The organism is Ornithinibacillus proteolyticus (genome assembly GCF_039581225.1).
Classification (GTDB): Bacteria; Bacillota; Bacilli; order Bacillales; family Amphibacillaceae; genus Ornithinibacillus; species Ornithinibacillus massiliensis.
The window spans coordinates 1-19246 of sequence record NZ_JBCPXV010000015.1 but is presented as its reverse complement, the minus strand read 5'-3'; the positions used below and the strand labels follow the sequence as shown (position 1 = coordinate 19246).

General features: G+C 38.6%; 19 protein-coding genes. 5 read left to right on the top strand and 14 right to left on the bottom strand.

The window, feature by feature from the left end:
* Window positions 1–107: 107 nt before the first annotated feature.
* Window positions 108–2285, bottom strand: a complete 2178-nt coding sequence (locus AAIB49_RS09060) for a DNA topoisomerase III (RefSeq protein WP_343457876.1) — start codon at window positions 2283–2285, stop codon at window positions 108–110.
* Between the two features lie 50 nt (window positions 2286–2335).
* Entirely contained in the window at window positions 2336–2749 is a 414-nt protein-coding gene (locus tag AAIB49_RS09055; protein ID WP_339213732.1) for a hypothetical protein, read from the bottom strand.
* Between the two features lie 184 nt (window positions 2750–2933).
* Between AAIB49_RS09055 and ytaF the strand changes: the two genes are divergently transcribed.
* On the top strand, window positions 2934–3572 hold the full coding sequence (gene ytaF, locus AAIB49_RS09050) for a sporulation membrane protein YtaF (RefSeq protein ID WP_339213730.1): 639 nt from the start codon (window positions 2934–2936) through the stop codon (window positions 3570–3572).
* A gap of 746 nt (window positions 3573–4318) precedes the next feature.
* Here ytaF and AAIB49_RS09045 read toward each other — a convergent pair.
* The 12 genes from AAIB49_RS09045 to AAIB49_RS08990 all read right to left on the bottom strand — a co-directional run bounded on the left by AAIB49_RS09045 (window position 4319) and on the right by AAIB49_RS08990 (window position 16426).
* Window positions 4319–4696 carry a 5-carboxymethyl-2-hydroxymuconate Delta-isomerase gene (locus tag AAIB49_RS09045; RefSeq protein ID WP_343457875.1) on the bottom strand — a complete coding sequence of 126 codons (378 nt, stop codon included), beginning with the start codon at window positions 4694–4696 and terminating at the stop codon, window positions 4319–4321.
* Window positions 4697–4707: 11 nt separating this feature from the next.
* A complete protein-coding gene (locus tag AAIB49_RS09040) occupies window positions 4708–5463 on the bottom strand; it encodes a fumarylacetoacetate hydrolase family protein (RefSeq protein WP_343457874.1) in 756 nt (251 codons plus the stop codon).
* On the bottom strand, window positions 5460–6251 hold the full coding sequence (locus AAIB49_RS09035; protein ID WP_343457873.1) for a fumarylacetoacetate hydrolase family protein: 792 nt from the start codon (window positions 6249–6251) through the stop codon (window positions 5460–5462). The genes AAIB49_RS09040 and AAIB49_RS09035 overlap by 4 nt, the downstream gene beginning before the upstream one ends.
* A gap of 94 nt (window positions 6252–6345) precedes the next feature.
* A complete protein-coding gene (locus tag AAIB49_RS09030; protein WP_343457872.1) occupies window positions 6346–7584 on the bottom strand; it encodes a dihydrolipoamide acetyltransferase family protein in 1239 nt (412 codons plus the stop codon).
* A 10-nt stretch (window positions 7585–7594) separates the two neighbouring features.
* Window positions 7595–8737 carry a Leu/Phe/Val dehydrogenase gene (locus AAIB49_RS09025; protein ID WP_339213723.1) on the bottom strand — a complete coding sequence of 381 codons (1143 nt, stop codon included), beginning with the start codon at window positions 8735–8737 and terminating at the stop codon, window positions 7595–7597.
* Window positions 8738–8768: 31 nt separating this feature from the next.
* Window positions 8769–9245 carry a flavin reductase family protein gene (locus tag AAIB49_RS09020; RefSeq protein WP_339213721.1) on the bottom strand — a complete coding sequence of 159 codons (477 nt, stop codon included), beginning with the start codon at window positions 9243–9245 and terminating at the stop codon, window positions 8769–8771.
* A 241-nt stretch (window positions 9246–9486) separates the two neighbouring features.
* On the bottom strand, window positions 9487–10470 hold the full coding sequence (hpaD, locus tag AAIB49_RS09015; RefSeq protein ID WP_343457871.1) for a 3,4-dihydroxyphenylacetate 2,3-dioxygenase: 984 nt from the start codon (window positions 10468–10470) through the stop codon (window positions 9487–9489).
* A 12-nt stretch (window positions 10471–10482) separates the two neighbouring features.
* Window positions 10483–11949 (bottom strand): 4-hydroxyphenylacetate 3-monooxygenase, oxygenase component, encoded by a 1467-nt coding sequence (gene hpaB / locus AAIB49_RS09010; RefSeq protein ID WP_339213717.1) that lies wholly within the window; start codon window positions 11947–11949, stop codon window positions 10483–10485.
* Between the two features lie 12 nt (window positions 11950–11961).
* Window positions 11962–13449, bottom strand: a complete 1488-nt coding sequence (hpaE, locus tag AAIB49_RS09005) for a 5-carboxymethyl-2-hydroxymuconate semialdehyde dehydrogenase (protein WP_339213715.1) — start codon at window positions 13447–13449, stop codon at window positions 11962–11964.
* A 13-nt stretch (window positions 13450–13462) separates the two neighbouring features.
* Window positions 13463–14383: a 2,4-dihydroxyhept-2-ene-1,7-dioic acid aldolase gene (gene hpaI / locus AAIB49_RS09000; protein WP_339213713.1), complete on the bottom strand. Its 921-nt coding sequence runs from the start codon at window positions 14381–14383 to the stop codon at window positions 13463–13465.
* Between the two features lie 170 nt (window positions 14384–14553).
* Entirely contained in the window at window positions 14554–15321 is a 768-nt protein-coding gene (locus AAIB49_RS08995; RefSeq protein ID WP_343457870.1) for a GntR family transcriptional regulator, read from the bottom strand.
* 205 nt (window positions 15322–15526) lie between these two features.
* Window positions 15527–16426: an AEC family transporter gene (locus tag AAIB49_RS08990; protein WP_343457869.1), complete on the bottom strand. Its 900-nt coding sequence runs from the start codon at window positions 16424–16426 to the stop codon at window positions 15527–15529.
* Window positions 16427–16587: 161 nt separating this feature from the next.
* On the opposite strand from AAIB49_RS08990, the gene AAIB49_RS08985 reads away from it, so the two are divergent.
* The 4 genes from AAIB49_RS08985 to AAIB49_RS08970 are packed head-to-tail and all read left to right on the top strand — an operon-like array spanning window position 16588 to window position 19126.
* Entirely contained in the window at window positions 16588–16968 is a 381-nt protein-coding gene (locus AAIB49_RS08985; protein ID WP_339213707.1) for a GntR family transcriptional regulator, read from the top strand.
* Entirely contained in the window at window positions 16965–17813 is an 849-nt protein-coding gene (locus AAIB49_RS08980) for an ABC transporter ATP-binding protein (RefSeq protein WP_339213705.1), read from the top strand. The genes AAIB49_RS08985 and AAIB49_RS08980 overlap by 4 nt, the downstream gene beginning before the upstream one ends.
* A 5-nt stretch (window positions 17814–17818) precedes the next feature.
* A complete protein-coding gene (locus tag AAIB49_RS08975) occupies window positions 17819–18457 on the top strand; it encodes an ABC-2 transporter permease (RefSeq protein ID WP_339213703.1) in 639 nt (212 codons plus the stop codon).
* 12 nt (window positions 18458–18469) lie between these two features.
* On the top strand, window positions 18470–19126 hold the full coding sequence (locus tag AAIB49_RS08970; protein ID WP_343457868.1) for an ABC-2 transporter permease: 657 nt from the start codon (window positions 18470–18472) through the stop codon (window positions 19124–19126).
* Window positions 19127–19246 lie beyond the last annotated feature (120 nt).

The following is a 19246-nucleotide window of genomic DNA, read 5'->3' as shown; positions in this document are numbered from 1 at the left end:
ATCTCCCCCTTACAAACATTACATACCATATATATTCTTGTTTTTCGCTAAAAATCCTTCCATAAAAAAATGCCTAAGAAAAAGTTATCCTAGGCATTCATTAACTATTAATTTTTATCCTTTAATTTCGCTAATGCTTCTGCTAATGCATTATTTGTAAATCCGTCATCTTGCTTTTTAAGATATTTATTGACATCTTTCTTAGAAACTTTACCCTTCTTCTCTTGTTCCTTACGCTTATTAAAGGTTGATAGCTTTTCACGGTGACCACAGGAGCAAGTGAACATTTGCCCTTCTCCTTCTCCACGTAACTCTAATCGTTTATGACAATTCGGACAACGGGCATTCGTCTTTTTGGCAATATTCTTCTTATGACCACAAGCACGATCCTGACATACTAGCATACGACCATGCTTATTATTCACTTCAAGCATCAACTTGCCACAATCTGGACATTTAGTGCCAGTCATGTTGTCATGCTTGAATTTACTATCATTTCCTTTAATTTCTTGAACAATTTCCTTCGTGTAATCTTTGATTTCCGTTATGAATTTATTTTTTTTCAGTTTACCTTCTGCAATCAAGCTTAGCTTTTGTTCCCATTCTGCTGTTAAAGCTGGAGAGCGTAAATCCTCTGGAGCAAGCTCTAGCAACTGCTTACCCTTTGAAGTAAGGAAAATATGTCTTCCCTTCAGTTCCATATAGCCACTATTGAAAAGCTTATCAATAATGTCTGCACGCGTAGCAACGGTGCCAATACCTCCTGTTTTTTGCAGTGTACCAGCTAAGTGTTTTTCATCTGGATTCATGTAACGTACCGGATTTTCCATCGCTTGTAAAAGGGCACCCTCTGTAAAGCGTTCTGGTGGCTTCGTTTCACCTGTCGTTACAGCTAACTTAATAGTAGAAAAAACATCTCCTTGCTTCACCATAGGTAACTGTTGATCATCCGAGTCCTCTTCTTCAAAGGTGCGATCATAGATTGCTTTCCATCCTTGCTTCTTCACTACTTTTCCTTTAGCAGTAAAGGATTCATTTCCGATAACAGCATGAATCACGGTCTGCTCATACTCATAAGCATCCATCAGAACTGCCAAAAATCGTTTTACGACTAAATCATATATTCTACGTTCCTTATCATCTAGGTCTGCTAAAATAACAGGTTCTTCAGTCGGAATGATTGCATGGTGATCACTGACCTTCGAATTATCTACGACCGACTTCGGTAGCTTATTAATCCCATTTTGAAGGATTGTTTGGGCAAAGCGAGCATATTGATCAACGCCACAAGCTTGAAGACGATCCTTCAACGTAGGGACTATATCTGTTGAAATTACCCGTGAGTCGGTTCTTGGATAGGTTAATACTTTATGACGTTCATAAAGCTTTTGCATAATCGATAAGGTCTGTTTACCAGAAAAGCCAAACATCCTGTTCGCATCACGCTGTAATTCCGTTAAATCATATAGTTGTGGTGAATATTTCTTTTTTGCTGTTTGATCAACTTTTACGATTTTTAATGGTTGATCCTTCAGTTTACCAAATAGACTATCTGCTTTTTCCTTAGAAAAAATACGTGTGTTACTTTTGTTATCCTGCCAAGTATAGGTTACTTTTCCTTGTGCTTTCGCTTGGACACCATAATAGGTTTGTGGCTTAAAGTTCCTTATTTCCTCTTCTCGTGCTGCTACCATTCCTAGTGTTGGTGTCTGTACACGACCACTGGAAAGCTGTGCATTAAATTTAGTGGTAAGTGCTCTTGTCGCATTAAGTCCGACAAACCAATCCGCTTCAGAACGTGCAACAGCAGAAGCATATAGATTCTCATACTGTTTGCCTGGCTTCAGCTGTTTAAATCCATCACGAATTGCTTTATCCGTTACCGAAGAAATCCAAAGTCGTTTAATTGGCTTCTGGATACGGGCCTTTTCAATAATCCATCGGGCAACAAGCTCTCCTTCACGACCTGCATCCGTGGCAATAACAATTTCACTTACGTCCTTCCGATTCATTTGGGTTTTGACGGTACTAAACTGCTTCCCCGTCTTTTTCATTACAACTAACTTCAAATTAGATGGAAGCATTGGTAAATCCTCTAATCGCCATTGCTTATATTTATCATCATAGGTCTCTGGATCAGCTAACGTAACAAGATGTCCAAGCGCCCAGGTCACAATATATTTTGATCCTTCCATAAATCCATTTCCTTGCTTGGAGCATTGAAGTACTCGTGCAATATCACGACCTACGGAAGGTTTTTCTGCTAATACTAATGTTTTACTCATTTTTGTGTATTTCCTCTCTTAAAACTTCTATCCTAACACTATATCATATTTTAATTCGAACTATTTCTATCTGTTAGGAGTGATACATAATAATAAACTAAAGCGGCAAGAATCCCACCAATCATGTAGGTTAATGAAGCTTGGGATAACATGACAAATTGATCGTCCGTTATGGAGACTATCACAATATAAATAATGGCAACGAATACCCCCGCTACGATATATAGACCATACTTACTATAGTGACGCGCTAATTGGGATGAAAAGTTTCTTTTCTTTAAATAGGATTCAATTAGATAAGATAGTGGAATTCCACCAATTACATATACTGGGGCAGCATATAGAATAAAGTAACCCATCGACACCCATAGGTTATCCGATGTGTACGTCAGATAGCTAATAAGACTTAATAAAAAACTAAAGATAACAGCTGATAAAATCGCTGTTAATAATTTCTTCCACATTAATTTTCCTCCATCATTTCCTATACAATTTTTCATTACTTGCCTTTCCTTATTCCAACGATACCAAAATCTTGCTTACAAGAACAGGATTAAGTAACATTTTGTTCAGTCCAATGTAGGAAGCACATAACTGCCCATTTTTCATACAATACAATACACTAGAACAAGAAAAGGATATGGTGCTATGATTTTATTTTACACAGGATTATTATTCCTAGTAATTGCAGTAAGTTTGGATGGTTTTGGAGTGGGGATTACCTACGGGATGCGTAGAATAGTAGTCCCAAAAAGTGCCTTATTCATTATCATGATGTGCTCAGGGGTAGTAGTGCTGCTATCTATGTTAATTGGTACTGTATTAAATTCGTTCCTATCTGTAAGCGTCGCTGAAACGATAGGTGGAGTGATTTTAATCGTAATTGGTTTATTTTCCTTACTTAACATTATACGAAATCAACTAAAGCAAGGGGAAATAGAGGAAGAAGAATACCAAGCAACCACAGCTGGAAATTTCCAAAGCTTTAGAACGGTTATTGCCAAACCAGACAAAGCAGACCTTGACCGTTCTGGAACTATTTCTTTAGGTGAGGCAACATTACTTGGTACCGCTCTAGCGCTAGATGCCTTTGGTGCAGGTATCGGAGCCGCTATTTTAGGCTATTCTCCATACATTACACCAGTATTAATCGCCATTATGAGTGGTGTTTTCGTTCATCTTGGAATTAAAGTTGGCGTTATCCTATCTAAGAACAAACGACTAGAGCGAATGAACTTCTTACCTCCGATTTTATTAATTACACTCGGTGTATTGAATTTGATTTAAGAGATAATTCTGCGCGTAATGCTTGTAAAGAATTATATAACTCTTATGGAGCATTACTTTACGGTATTCGGAAAATGGTGTGGAAAGGGGATTAATATTTCCCCTCTTCCATAGCTTTAATCATATTAGAAGTACTTTCCTATTCGGAGAAAAAACTTACAAACAGAAAAAAGATGGACAAGTATCTCAAGATAACGAACATGAACAGGAACCAGATCAGTTTCGAGACAATAAAATTAAAGATAACTAAATTACTTGCCATATAGTTATAATCAGATAAAATTAAGACAAGCATGATATAGTTGTACGGGTGGGGCCTTCCCTTCCCTTCTGGACACCATTTTATTGGTGGAAAGGAGGGGATGTCGATGGAGATTGTATTATCACTTTTGATAGTACTTTTTACAGCCGGAGCTTTTTTAGTAACACTGCTAAACTTCATTAGGCAATTAATCAAAGATTTGATTGATAAAAAGTGAACCCCACCCTTTGATCGCTAATCAAATTCAGGGTGGGGTTCTTCTCTTAGAAACAGTGTGTTCAGGAGGGAAACCCACCCGAACATCAGTATCATGCTAAACCGGGAATGGTACCAACATTCTCGTTTTTTTATTATTATGACTTATTTACCTTTATTATACATATTACATAGTAATATGTCCAATTGACTATTACCTACATACGAAATTGTTCAATATTATTTTACTATATAGTTTTTTATTTAAGCCATATAATTTAATCATCCATCACCGATATCGATGATGGATATTATTCTTTTTATAAGTCGGATACATAAACTCAACTAGTTCTAGTGATAATGCAATATAACGCGTGGCAAATTGCTTTTCAAAATGATTTTCTAGTAAAGCAAATATTCGGTCACACGTCACTTTTTTTACCTCTTCTGTTCTACCTGGACCTATTTTTAATGTGACATGAATAAAACTGTCATCTTCAGCTGTTCCATCTGCTATAACATAATCCTTTAATGCTACTGCTCTTGAACGGATGCCTCCAATTGGAAAGCCTTCATCAATCAGAATTTCATTAATACGCTGTAACAGTTCTTTCATATTACCAGCTTGTTTTAGATTATCGGTATACTCTACTGTAATATGTGGCATCGCTACACTCCTTATCTCGAAAAGACCGTATCACGAACAATTCTATTTCGTAGTGACCCGATTCCTTCAATTTCCACGACAACTTCATCCCCTTCGTTCACATTGACCGTTCCCTTAGGTGTTCCAGTTAAAATGATATCGTTTTCAGATAGTGTCATGAAGCTACTTAAATATTCGATTAAATACGGGATATCAAATACCATATCCTTCGTAGAGCCCTCTTGCTTTAATTCACCATTCACATAAGTAAAGAGCTTCAAGTTCATTGGGTCTGGAATATCTTCTTTTTCCACAAACCAAGGGCCGATTGGGGTTAGCGTGTCTCGATTTTTCACCGCTAAGTTAGGGCGATAATAGTTCTCCAAATAATCCCGAATGGCATAGTCGTTAGCAATCGTATAGCCCGAAATATATTCATAGGCATCATTCCGCTTAACATTTCGAGCTGTTCTTCCAATCACCACAGCCAACTCACACTCATAATGCATCATTTCAACACCTACTGGTCTTCTCGTTTCACCATTATGTCCAATTAATGTATTCGGGCCTTTTAAGAAAACAAGCGGTTCTTCTGGTGCCTGAAAGCTAATTTCACTCGCATGGTCTGCATAATTTAGTCCGAGGGCAAAAATGGTCCCTGCCTCAATTGGTGGTAACCAAACAACCTCATTTTCATCTACTAAACGCCCATCACGTAATTTCAGCTTATTTCCAGCTTGAACAGCTTCATGTATTGCGCCAAGACAAGCAACTCTTGCATATTTCAACGCTTCTCCCCTCCTGCAATCTGGACATTTTCATAAACAAATCGATTCTCTAAGCTACCAATATAATCAATTTCTATCCGAATAGTATCTCCGTGCTTAGCAGTTGGGGGGTGATTCGGCAAACCAACTAGTAGCAAATCCCCTTTTGCAAGTGTCATATATTCCGTGACATCTTGAATAAGACGAGGGATAGGTCGAATTAAATCCTTTGTATTATTTACTTGAATCAATTCATCATTTTTAAATGTCCAAATCATTAAGGAATCTGGTTCAGGGACATTTTCCTTTGGAACAATCCACGGACCGATTGGACAAAATCCATCACGAGCCTTTTGTTTAATAGCTGGACGAAAATAGCTTTGATGTGGAATGGAAACATCATTGACTATCGTATAGCCTTCCACATAATCAAAGGCATCTTGCTCCTTTACATTGGTTGCCGTTTTGCTCATCACGATTCCAAGTGTCCCATTCACTTCAATTTCGTCTACATCTAAAGGTATTGCCACCTCTTTCAAATGCGCGTTAATCGTGTTTCGTGGCTTAATATATAACACTGGGCGCTCTGGTGCTTTATGATAAGGTGGCTTCTCAAATTGATTCTGTAAGGCATCCATCTGTTCTTGAAAATTTAGTAACGTACCATAGACTGTTCCAGTCACAGGAGATTGCCAGGATAAGGCATCCTCAGTAAGTTTTTCACCCTTCCACTCAATATAAGACTGTGCAACAGCTATATCCTCGAGGCCAATCCCGTTAGCAAATCTTGCTTTTGCATGATATATCATGAACGCCTTCCCCCTAACTATTCATGTTATTTTCATAGTTTATTCCAAGGTGAAAGGGCAGAGAACCAAAATTAGTTGCAAGCTGCCCGTACTGTTAGTGTAAATATAATAGAAGCTTTTTAGGGTGTTCGATTAATTCGATAAAACGGTTCGTAAACATAACAGAGTCCGCCCCATCTATAATACGATGATCAAAAGATAAGGACATCGTCATAATGGAACGAATGTTGATTTCATCATTACCCATTACAACTGGCATTTTTTTGGTCTTATGGAAAGCAATAATACTTGTTTGTGGATGATTAATGATTGGTGTTGCTGCTATACCTCCAATTGGACCTACATTGCTTATCGTAAATGTTCCACCCTTCATTTCATCTGCAGCTAGTTTTTGCTCCTGTGCTTTCTTTGTTAATGCTTTCATTTCTTCCTGCACCTGTTTCAATGATTTCTTATCGACATCACGTAGTACCGGGACTAGTAATCCTTTTTCTGTATTCGTTGCCAGGCCTATATGATAATCCTTTAATAGTCTAATCACATTATTTTCTTCCTCTAACTGTGCATTGAATAAAGGAAATTCCTTCAGTGTAATGGTGAGCGCTTTTAGAAAAAAGGCCACAACAGATATATGCTCCCCTGCCTCTTTTAGCTCCCCACGAAATTCTAATAGATTCGTTAAATCCACTTCATCAAAGTGAGTTACATGTGGAATCGTAGAAAGTGACGCTGTCATTTTCATGGCAATTTGTTTGCGAATACCAGTGAAAGGTATGGTGTCCGCTTTCGATACTTTCGTTTCTTCGGCTTCCCTTACTTCTTTCTCTACTGTAACCTCTAGCTTTTCTTCTCCCTTTCTTCCCCTATCTCGAATAAATCGATAGATATCCTCATCTGTCACTCTCCCTGCTGGTCCGGAGCCAACGACATGTTCAATATCCACATCATTTTCCCGTGCAATTCTTCTTGTGTGTGGGGCAGCGATAATCCGTTTAGGAGCTTGTTTGACAATTGGTGGATGAACTGGTTTATCCCTCTTTTCAGGTGCTAGCACAGCAGCAACCTCTTGCTCTGAACTGGATTCCGCCCCCTTTACTTTGCCATCATCAATTTCTAATAATACAGAGCCAATCGTAATGGTCGTACCCTCTTCAATATGAATCTTTTTCACGATGCCAGAAGTTGGCGAAGGGATTTCAGCGACCATTTTATCGGTTTGCATTTCCACTAATGGCTGATCAACCTTTACTCTGTCCCCCACCTTTACTAAATAATTTACAACTTCGCCCTCTGTCATTCCTTCGCCAATATCATGAAATTTCACTTCAACCATTGGTTACACCTCATTTATAAAATGTCCACTTCGGGCTTTTTTCTCTTTTAAAGAAATTATTACGACCTTGCTGTTCTTCTAGGCGTTGCTGGCATTTACGATTGGCCGCTTCGAGTGTTGTAATCGCATCTAATTCTGATTGATGATAAATCGCCAAAATCGATTGATAAATGGCTTTTGTCTTTAATAAAACACGAGCTTTATTTGCTCCATATAGTTCATCGGCTACTTGGATTAATCCTCCTGCATTGACGATATAGTCAGGCGCATATAATATTCCTTTATCATGAAGTGCTTTTGCATGAAAATCTTCCTTCAACTGGTTATTCGCTGATCCGACAACTGCCTTCACCTTTAGCTTTTCAATCGTTTCATCGTTTAAAATTCCGCCCAGTGCACATGGAATGAAGATATCTGCGTCAACCTCGTAAATGTCATCCAACTCGACTACGGTTACCATGCCTGGATAATTAGTTGCTTTTTCACGGATGGCAGTAATTGCCTCTTCAGAAATATCGGTTACGATGATATGTGCTCCAACCTGTAGTAATTGTTCCGCAACCTTAAATCCTACCTTACCTAAACCTTGGATTGCGTAAGTTTTCCCAGCTAGAGTTTCATTGCCAAACAAATATTCATTTGTCGCTTTTAATCCGTAAAGCACGCCCTCTGCAGTAGGGACAGACGAGTCACCTCCACCGCCGAATTCTTCTGGAATACCATTAATGAAGTTCGTTTCCTTCGATGCTTGCACAAAGTCATCCATCGTAGTTCCCATATCTGTTCCGGTATAAAATCGACCATTCAAGGAATCTACAAACTGCCCATAAGCTCGAAATAGTGCTGGTGATTTATCCGTTTTCGGGTCTCCGATAATCACACCTTTACCACCACCAAAATCAATATCCGCGGCTGCACATTTATAGGTCATTCCCTCTGATAGACGCAACACATCCTCCAATGCTTCCTCTACATTGGCATAAGGATACATTCTAGTTCCACCAAGTGCTGGGCCAAGTGTCGTGTTGTGTATCGCTATAATTGCCTGTAATCCTGTACTAGGATCATTACAAAATACGACCTGTTCGTGCCCACTTATCTTTTCAAATATATCGATTGACTTCACGGCTGATTGATCTATTTGCTGTTTCATGGTCAACCCCCCATTCAGCAAGAATATGAATCTATTTAACTCGTTCACTACTCACTAATTCTCGATATTTCCCTTCAAAAAATGCTAGTGGTTCTCCATCTCGCACCTCTAAATCCGTAACCTTCCCGATAAAGAGTGTATGGTCGCCAGCGTCAACAGCATCATGCAGCTCGCAGACGAGATTCACTAGCGCTTCTTTTATCGTTGGTAATTCATGAAACCAATGAAAATCGATTTCTCTTGTTTCTTTCATTTGGCCTGCGAAATAGGCTGAGAGATCTTTTTGGTCTTGATTTAAAAAACTAATAGCGAATTTCCCAGAATGATTGATATAGTGTTTCATCGTTGCTTTATGGTCGACAGATACAAGTACTAATTTTGGGTTTAAGGATACGGACATGAAAGCATTTGCGGTCATGCCGTGGATATCGTTTCCAAGCTTTGTTGTAATAATGGTAACGCCAGTAGCGAATTTCCCCATTGCATGTCGGAATGCACGATCATCCATTAACTAACCCCCTCATAAAATGTTTTCTACTCATACATGGCATACTACTTATACGTTTCATATGGTGATGCTCCAATCGGGCACCGGTCCCTTGCTTTCTAAGATGACTTAGAATGTTAGTTTAGGAATCCCTAAGCTTATACTGTGGATTTACCCACCCTTAGTAATCTCATAAAAGTACAGTCAGACTGCTCCATGTATGAGCTTCTATTCCTAACCACTATGCCAAGCCTTCTAAACATCAAATCACAAATGTCGGTTTGTGTTGTTTTAGTTTAGCCGTTTGTATAGGTACTTCTTTACCAGTGTGTACCTGTAAGACAGTAGATGCCTCGGTGAACCATTTATCTGGTGCTGCATGCCCCCAGAAGGTCTGACGCATTGGATCATTGATATCCCAACGTATCGGTTCAAAATCTGGGTCACTGGTTAGGTAATCCCCGCTATATAATTCGATTCTATGTCCATCCGGGTCACGTAAATATAAGAAGAAAGCATTGGATAGTCCATGTCTTCCCGGTCCACGTTCAATCGATTCCCCGTAACCACTGGCCGCCAGTACATCACACGTATGGATAAGTGATAATTGATCAGGCAACCAGAAGCCTATATGATGTAATCGAGGTCCTTTTCCATTCATAAATGCAACATCATGTACATTTTGCTTCCGGTGTAGCCATGCTGCCCAAATACCCCCTTCAGAGGTCTCGGTATATTCAGAGCATGCAAAGCCTAATTTTTCTTTATAAAAATCATATGCTGCTTCTACATCTGGAACAGCACAATTAAAGTGGTCAATTCGTTGCATCCTGGAGCCTTTGTATAAATCATATCGCTGTAATAGCCGGTCTACCGTATCCATCTCCGCAAAGAACTCTAATGGTAAACCAGAAAGATCATTTACACGTAATGCCCGCCCTATCGCATGCTGTTCACCTTTTTCGATCCACTTCGTTGGGTAGCCTTCTTTTTCAAACAGCAGTGCTAACGCTTCCAAATCATGTTCTGATGAAACCTTATACCCTAATGCCTCCACTACAGGCTTATCGGACTTTTTCAGCAGTAAACTATGGTGATTATGCTCCTCTAATCCGCGAAGAAAAATATGTTCTTCATCAGATTCTGTTTCAATAAACCCAAGCGTATCGACATAAAACCTTCTTGATGCTTCAAGATTGGTTACATGAAGAATAGCCCTAGCACAGCGAATCACATTATAATCCATCGTAATCCTCCTTTAATTAGAAGCGTTCACACTGGTAGATTTTTTCAAAAAATCCTGGATATATTGTTTAAATGGCTCTTTATCGTATTGATCAAAATATGTCATCCCCATTCGGATTGGGTCGCCAAAGAAGTAGTATTCGTAATGGGTCTGTCTGCTTCCAAAGGCACTTAAGGTCATATCCCAAGCAAGACGGAATAATTGTACCCGTTCATATCCTTCTAAATTCTTTCCTTGTAATCCACGGTGTATGATTGGACCGATTTCCTCATGGTTGAAATCTTTTTCTGTCGGGATTCCCATTAGCCCTGATGCTCCTAAAATACGAATGATCTCAGATAATCTCGGATACACTCTTGGATACCAATTACGTGCCGCATCTAATGCTTCAAAGTCCGGTGTCATCGTGCCTGATTGATCAAGCTTAGCATTATGCTCTGCACGATACAGATGCGATTTCATTGTCTCTAGTGTCAGCATTATCTCAGATCCCTTATCCTGAACATGCTGGAATCCGTCAATTCCAATTGCATCCATCATACTTAGTGCAACCCCAAGAACAAATTCGGTTTTTACAATATTTTTGGCAAGCACTTGATGGGCCATATGGACAACCGCATTCGTTTCTTTAAATGTCCGGTTACATACAGAGGAGTTTCCACAAACGAAAACTCTTTCCCACGGGACGAATACATTTTCAAACGAAACAATGGCATCGCCCTCTTCGAATCGTGCACCTAGTGGATGATCCCATGCACTCTTGCCATAATCGAAGGATTCACGGCTAATGAATTTCAAGCCAGGTGTATTGTTTGGAATCGCAAATGCTAACGAATAAGGATCATCTAGCTCGCCGGCTTTTTTTACAGTGGAAGGAAATACTAAAATCTCATCGGTAATACCACCTTGTGTAGCCAGTAGGCGAATACCGTCTACAATAATGCCATCTGGCTTTTCTTCCACTAAATGAAGGGCAACATTAGCATCCTTTTGCTGATGCTGTGCCTTGGCACGGTTAACTTGTGGGTGGATTAATGTATGGGTTAAACTAATGTCATTCTCTCGAGCGTATTCATAATAATTACGAGCATTCTCTGCAAACTGTGGATTCCCCTCGGCAAATAGGCTATTATTTACTCCCATAGCCATCACTTCTGCATTTAGATAATCAGGTGATCGCCCCATCATTCCACCCGATGTTCTCGCCCACTCTTGCATCGCTTCACGTCGCTTAATCAAATCATCGACAGTTCTCGGTTGTAAGAATGTCATTCCTACTTTGTCCCCGGTAGTAGGAGAGGTATATAGCATTTTCTCAGGTTTCTCGTATTGTAAATCATATAAATTTGCCATCGATTTAATGACATTTTTAAATGCTGGATGCTCTGTAACATCCTCGACTCTTTCCCCGTGAATATAGATATTATTATTCGCCTTCTTCAATCCTTCGATATATTCTTTCCCTGTTTTTGCTGGCATGTTAGTCCCTCCTTATCTTTTTATTCCAAATTTCGGTATAGGATGGTCTCCAATGGCGACATGAATCGCTTTTGGTTCGGTATAAAATTCAACCATTGCAAAGTGTCCACCTTCTCTACCAATCCCGCTTGCTTTCATTCCACCGAATGGAATGCGTAAATCCCGAACATTTTGCGAGTTTACCCAAATCATTCCTGAATCGATTGCTTGTGCTACACGATGAGCTCGCTTAATATCATTCGTCCATACATAGCCTGCAAGACCATATTCTACGTCATTGGCCATATGGACTACTTCTTCTTCCGTTTTAAATTCCATCACTGCCATCACAGGTCCAAATATTTCTTCCTGGCAAACTCGCATATCATTCTTCGCATTTAGTAATAAAGTGGGCGGTACAAAGTTCCCTGCTTGGTATTCTTTCGGTACTGTTCCTTGAAACACGTCACAACCTTCTTCTTTTGCCAATTCAATATATCCTGTTACCTTCTTGAAGTGACCTGTATCGATAAGCGGTCCAAGCTCTGTTTCGTTTTCTTTCGGATCACCGACAATAATGTTTTGGACACGCACTTTTAACGCTTCAACGAATTGCTCTTTTATAGCTTGATGAACAAATACTCTCGAATTTGCTGTGCAGCGTTCTCCGTTAAAGGAGAATATTCCCCAAACCGCCGCATCAAGAGCTTGCTCAATGTTTGCATCATCAAATACGATTAATGGTGACTTCCCCCCTAACTCCATCGATGTTTTTTTCAACGAATCTGCACTATTTTTAATAATTCGTTTACCAGTAGTTGTTTCCCCTGTAAACGATATCGCCTTCACGATTGGATGCTTGACAAGTGCTTCTCCCGCCGTTTCTCCAAATCCATGAACTACATTAAATACGCCCTTTGGTAGTTCTGCCTTTTGGATAACATTTGCAAGTATATTAGCGGATAGTGGTGATAGCTCTGCTGGTTTTAGTACTACCGTATTACCAGTAGCTAAAGCCGGAGCAACCTTCCATGTTAATAACATAAATGGCGCATTCCAAGGCGTGATTAAGCCCACAACACCTAGTGGCTGGTACACCGTATAATTCATAAACTCATCGTCAACCTGAAAGGCATCTCCATGTAATCTTGCCTGAACCATTCGAGAGTAAAAACGAAAATTCTCCGCACCTCGTGCCGCCATTTTACGAGTTTGACTAATTGGTAATCCAGAATCGAGCGACTCTAATCGTGCAATCGTTTCTGATTCCTCTTCAATTAAATCTGCAATTCTTTCCATATACTTCATTCTTTCTTTAACCTTCATCTGTCCCCAAGGTCCGTTAGTGAAGGCTTCTTTTGCCGCTGAAACAGCCTTATCAATATCAGCCGCATCACCTTTAGCGATGGAATTTATTACCTCATTGGAGAAGGGGTTCTTATTTTCAAAGGTTTCATTGGTTGTTGCATCTACAAATTCTCCATTGATATAGAGCTGGATATTCGCTAATCTCTCTTCCAATTACAGTCCCTCCTTATAGTTGGACATCTTCTGTAATAAGCTGGTAATTTAATAATACTTCTCTAATCTCAGCCCGGATCTCTGGTGATGGAACATCTAACGGCTTTCTAAGTATCGGCTTAATTTTCCCCATCATCCCTAATGCAGCTTTGACAGGGGCTGGATTAGTATCGCGGAAAAGCACATCATTTAATGGCATTAATTCATAATGTAAATCCTGAGCGCCCTTTATATCGCCCATTGCCCATCGGTTATATACTTCAGCAACCTCTCTAGGAGCTACATTTGCAGTCGCACTAATATGGCCAGCTCCTCCAATAGCAAGCATTGGATAGCAAAGCACTTCAATTCCAGAATATAAGTTAAAATCTCGCCCACAATGTAGTAGGACGCTATTAACATGTTCGAAGTCCTTGTTCGATTCTTTCACCCCGATAATATTTGGACAGTCCCCAGCAAGTCTCGATATTGTAACCGCTTCCAAATTTATCGCTGTTCTACCAGGTATATTGTATAAAATGATAGGAATATCTACTGAATTTGCGATTGCTTTGAAGTGTTTGTACAATGCGTGTTGGTTAGGTTTATTGTAGTATGGGACAATGACCATAGCAGCATCTGCACCCATTTCTTGTGCTGCTTGTGTCATACGGAGTGTTTCTTGGTGGTTGGTTGATCCAGTTCCTGGTATAAAGGGAACTCTACCATTTACTGTTTTACAGGCAATTTCCATTACTTGAATCCGCTCTTCTACGGACATAGAGCTTGGTTCACCCGAAGTACCGGTTACGGAAATACCATGACTTCCACTAGCAATTTGCCAATTAATTAATTCCTGAAACTTGTCAAAATCAATCTGCTCATCTTCCTTAAACGGTGTAATCACTGGTGCAATCGAGCCTCGTAATCGTTCCTTCGCCTCTTCAAAAGCCATTTGATTACCTCACCTCATTGTTTTCATTAATATTAATTTTCAGAACAATTAAATCATATATGATTTCATATGTTATGTCAATATAGAATTTTTTAGGTGGATATGCCACTAGCAGTTTGCTAGGATTCTAGTCTAAAAAAAAGAACTAGATATTATCTCTAGTTCTCCCCTTATGAAGGAAAAATATTGGTATCAATCAGGTTCTTTCTTCTTTTTTCGAAGTTGAGAGCCGTTTTTATTTTATGTTCTCTAGCAACCACTTCTAATTGATCTCCATCTCCTGCTTCTAATAGGTTAATAATTTCCTTATGTTCTTCAATCGATTCTTTTACCCGCTTTGAATAAAGTGTTGATCCAGTCCCTCGGATGGAATCAATACGATTCCACGTATGCTGAATTGTTTCTAATAAGTATGTATTACCACATTGTTCGCAAATGATTCGATGAAATGTAGCGTTTCGTTTGCTAAACTGGATAATGTCAAAATCCTCTAAAGCCTCCTCCATTTGCTCATTTAACTGCTTTAACTGAACTAGCTTTTCTTGCGGAAAATTCCGTGCTGCAAGCGATGCTGCATAGCCCTCCAGTAACGCTAGAACTCGAACAGTATCCAAATAGTCCGACTCATTCACTTCTGCTACAACAGGCCCGACATTCCGCTTATAGACTACTAAACGCTCGGCTTCTAATTGCCTAATCGCCTCACGTACTGGTATCGAACTTGTTTCCAGCTCCTTCGCTATTTGGTCGATAACAATTCGTTGGCCTGGAACATATTCTCGTTCTATAATTCTTCCTTTTATTATTCGATATACTTTTTGCTGTTTGTTTTCTTTTATCATCATACTTATTATAGTATAGGAAATGATATATAATGTCAATATTCTGAAAACAAAACTTGAGAGGTTGGTACATAAATGAAAAACCGAATAACACATGGTCAGACTCCTGCGGGTGGATAGGAATAGGGTGACTTCCTCTAGTCAACTAACCACCCTAGAGCGAGGTCTTTAATTATTATTCGCTTTTTCCTTTAGGATAAATATTATTGTCTAACCCCTAGTCTCTAGAGCGATAAGTACTATATAGAACAATCATTCATATTCTTAGCTGGCATGATGTAAATCCTTGGAAGTCATACTTTTAATACGGAATTAGATTTAATAAAACAGTTATCGAAACTATACTGAATAATGTGGAAACTAATGTAATACTTGATACTAATTCTGGTTCTGTATCGAACTGTATTGCATACATTGTTGTCGTTGCTGCACTTGGCATGGATGCTACAATTAGTAAGACCGTTGCGACTATTGGATCGACATCTACTAGATTTATAAAACCGAACGCAATGAGAGGCCCAATTAACATTCTTATCGATACGGTAGAAATAATGACTTGCCAATTAAATTTAATAGAAGTGATCGATGCTAACTGCATTCCTAGGATTACCATCATTACTGGAATTGCCGCTCCACCAACCATCGAAAGGGTGGAATAGACAGTTTCTGGTATTTCCCAGGAAATATTTTGTAATATTATGGCGATTAGTGCCGCATAAGTAGCAGGCAATGTAAAGACCTTAGTAACCGCTCGCCTAATCCCACTAGAACTCCTCGATGCATAATACACCCCAAAGGAATTCATGAACATCGTCTGAATTACCATAAAAAATATGGCATATGGTATTGCTTGATCTCCAATAGCAAACATAATCACAGGTACTCCGTAATTACCGGCATTCATAAATCCCGCTGTTAATATCGAAGCACTTTCCACTGAATGGGACCATTTAAATATATGCTTAGCTAATTTGCCTAAACTTATCATCAAACCTAATTGAACAAATGCAAAAATCAATAATATCGTATAGCTTCTATCAAATGTCGCTTCATATAATTTCGTAAATACTAATGCTGGTAGAAATACATAGATAAATAGTGTTGATACTGCCCTAATATCAACTGGTTTAAACCTCTGCAATACAAATCCTGCACCAAATACTGCTATTACTGGAAGGATGACATTAAAAAATATGCTCATTTCTTCTCAACCCCATTTAGCTTTAATACACCATACATTGTATCTCACTTTTTGCTAATATTGTAATTAATTTCAGAATTATGGTTGACTTTTTCATCCCCAACTCGTATATTGTGTATATACAATATATACAATATTAACAATTATAAGGAGGTGTAAGCATGAATCTAATTATCTCATCTAGTAACAAGGATCCATTGTTTCTCCAGATTAAAGAGCAAATAAAACAGCAAATTTTTTCCGGTGATTTAAAGGAAGGAGATGCACTTCCATCGATGCGTGCTCTAGCAAAAGATTTAAAGGTTAGTGTCATCACAACAAAACGAGCGTATGAAGAACTGGAGAAGGAAGGTTTCCTCGTTTCAACCGTTGGAAAAGGAACTTTCGTTGCAGGACAACAGGCCCATGTTTTACGCGAGTGGCAAATTCGAGAATTGGAAAATGAATTAGAAAAGCTTGTAAACGCCAGTAAACAACTTGGACTTTCAAAGGAAGAATTACTAGAAATGCTTAACATCTATTATGAGGAGGAGAGCCGATGAATACGGTTGAATTCAAAAACGTCGCAAAAAATCGAAAGGACTTCACCATCCAAAACCTTTCTTTTACGATTCCAACAGGCTTTATAACTGGCTTTATTGGACCAAATGGAAGCGGAAAAACAACGACTATCCAAATGATGATGAATGTATTACAAATTGACAAAGGAGACATACAAATCTTTGGAAACTCCCATAAAAATCATCACAACAAACAAAGAATTGGCTTTGTTTATGATGAACTTTACATGTATGAGGATTTTACTATCGCTAATATGAAAGCTTTTATTGCACCACTCTATAAAACATGGAATGAAAATCTTTTCCAACGATATTTGGCGCAATTTGAACTTCCATTAAGAAAGAAGGTAAAAAAGTTTTCAAAAGGGATGAAAATGAAGACCTCCCTCTTATTTGCCTTAAGTCATGAACCTGAATTTATCGTCATGGATGAACCTACTTCTGGCCTTGATCCGATATTCCGTAGAGAGCTTCTCGATTTATTACAGGATCTCATGATGAATGAAAAACAAACGATTTTTCTTTCCTCTCATATCACAACAGATTTAGATCGAATTGCCGATTATATTATCTTTATCTATCAAGGAAAAATTCTCTTCCAAAAAAGTATGGAGGAAGTTAAAGACACTTTCCATGTAGTAAAAGGGAAGAAAGAGCTGATCGATGATGACACAAGAGAACTCTTTTCTGGGTTGCAATTATCCAACACTGGTTTCCATGGCTTATTCGAGGGAAATCCAGCCTTATTTGAACCTTTCGGACAGGATGTCTTCGTTGAAAAAGCTACATTAGAAGATATAATGTATTTCATGACGAGGAAGGAGTAGTGCACTTGCGACAGTTATATGTAAAAGATTTAAAGATCTCTAGTCTATACATCCTTCTCTTTGCCTTGTTTATTCTGCTAACCTATCTATTCCATGTAAACAGTATGGGAATAAACATGACTGTCATATTAGGATTTCTTATTTTATTGTTTTATTTCGATTATCAGCATCATGTACTGCGCTCTCTAGTCAGTATGCCAATAAATCGAAAGCAAATCGTTCGAGCAAGATACGTATTTTTGTATTCATTGACGATCGTATTCATGCTGTTCATTTGGTTAGTCGATTCGATCGCATTCAACAACCTATACCTAGGAACCTTTACTTACTTAACTGCTAAAGATATCGTCCATTATTTTGTCATGGTTACGTTGCTGTTAGCTGTTTATTTACCAATTTTTTATCTTATAAAAAACTTCATGCATGCCATGTCGGTGTTAATGATTTCCCATTTCGTTATCGTCTTCACGTATAGCATCGTCAGAGGAAATCCATATATCACACTAGATGACAAAATTGCATCTCTAATTGAACCCCTTTGGAATATACAACCTTTCGTCATACCTTTGGTTGTTTCGTTACTCGTGATGTTTGTATCTTATCTCATATCTAATTGGTTCTTTATAAAATTCGATTTGGAATAGGAGGTTAATCCATTGAAATCTTTATTAATTCGGGACCTAATCCTTTCTAAAGGTCTAATACCCTATACGCTCATATTAATCCCGCTAGGCTATATCTTATCATTGCCTCCATTTATGATTAGCTTAGCATTCATATTACAGGTTATTATCCTATCTATATTCTTTCTAGATCATCGAGCAAGAATAAATTCCTTTGTAACTAGTTTACCGATAAAACGTAAAACCATTATGATAAGCCGGTATATTTCTTTCGCCATCATATGGATTTTCACCGTGCTATACCAGTTTGCAGTTGGTCAGCTACTAGAAGACTTTATTCCTTATGCGATATATGCCTTTGGTTGGAAGGAAATTGTCGTGTTACTTAGCTTAGGATTACTAATTATTGCTATTTACATCCCTTTATTTGTCATGACTCGCTCTTTCATCGTTCCTTCTATCCTAATATTGGTATGTTTCTTTATTACCTTGTTACTATCAATCGATGCTTTAGTGACTGTATCAGGAATGACAACAAGCATTATCTTTAACGATTTAGACCAATGGATCATTCCACTGATTGAAGAAAAAATAGTCGTATATCCTTATCTAGTTTTACCTATTTTGGGTCTACTCTTTTATGGCTTATCTATTGCCATTACTACGAAAGCCTTTCAAGCTAAGAGTTAGAGTAAAATGTTTATGGGAGAACATATACCTCATCTTTGGTGTTGAAGTCTTACGACTTCAACACCAAAGATGAGGCCAGCAAGCGGAGCGCGGTAGTAGTATAGAGGCATTTTCAATGAA

Coding starts and splice junctions, on each gene's coding strand:
- AAIB49_RS09060 (WP_343457876.1), bottom strand. CDS start 2,285: ATGAGTAAAACATTAGTATTAGCAGAAAAACCTTCCGTAGGTCGTGAT.
- AAIB49_RS09055 (WP_339213732.1), bottom strand. CDS start 2,749: ATGTGGAAGAAATTATTAACAGCGATTTTATCAGCTGTTATCTTTAGT.
- ytaF (WP_339213730.1), top strand. CDS start 2,934: ATGATTTTATTTTACACAGGATTATTATTCCTAGTAATTGCAGTAAGT.
- AAIB49_RS09045 (WP_343457875.1), bottom strand. CDS start 4,696: ATGCCACATATTACAGTAGAGTATACCGATAATCTAAAACAAGCTGGT.
- AAIB49_RS09035 (WP_343457873.1), bottom strand. CDS start 6,251: ATGATATATCATGCAAAAGCAAGATTTGCTAACGGGATTGGCCTCGAG.
- AAIB49_RS09030 (WP_343457872.1), bottom strand. CDS start 7,584: ATGGTTGAAGTGAAATTTCATGATATTGGCGAAGGAATGACAGAGGGC.
- AAIB49_RS09025 (WP_339213723.1), bottom strand. CDS start 8,737: ATGAAACAGCAAATAGATCAATCAGCCGTGAAGTCAATCGATATATTT.
- AAIB49_RS09020 (WP_339213721.1), bottom strand. CDS start 9,245: ATGGATGATCGTGCATTCCGACATGCAATGGGGAAATTCGCTACTGGC.
- hpaD (WP_343457871.1), bottom strand. CDS start 10,470: ATGGATTATAATGTGATTCGCTGTGCTAGGGCTATTCTTCATGTAACC.
- hpaB (WP_339213717.1), bottom strand. CDS start 11,949: ATGCCAGCAAAAACAGGGAAAGAATATATCGAAGGATTGAAGAAGGCG.
- hpaI (WP_339213713.1), bottom strand. CDS start 14,383: ATGGCTTTTGAAGAGGCGAAGGAACGATTACGAGGCTCGATTGCACCA.
- AAIB49_RS08995 (WP_343457870.1), bottom strand. CDS start 15,321: ATGTGTTATTCGGTTTTTCATTTATGTACCAACCTCTCAAGTTTTGTT.
- AAIB49_RS08990 (WP_343457869.1), bottom strand. CDS start 16,426: ATGAGCATATTTTTTAATGTCATCCTTCCAGTAATAGCAGTATTTGGT.
- AAIB49_RS08985 (WP_339213707.1), top strand. CDS start 16,588: ATGAATCTAATTATCTCATCTAGTAACAAGGATCCATTGTTTCTCCAG.
- AAIB49_RS08980 (WP_339213705.1), top strand. CDS start 16,965: ATGAATACGGTTGAATTCAAAAACGTCGCAAAAAATCGAAAGGACTTC.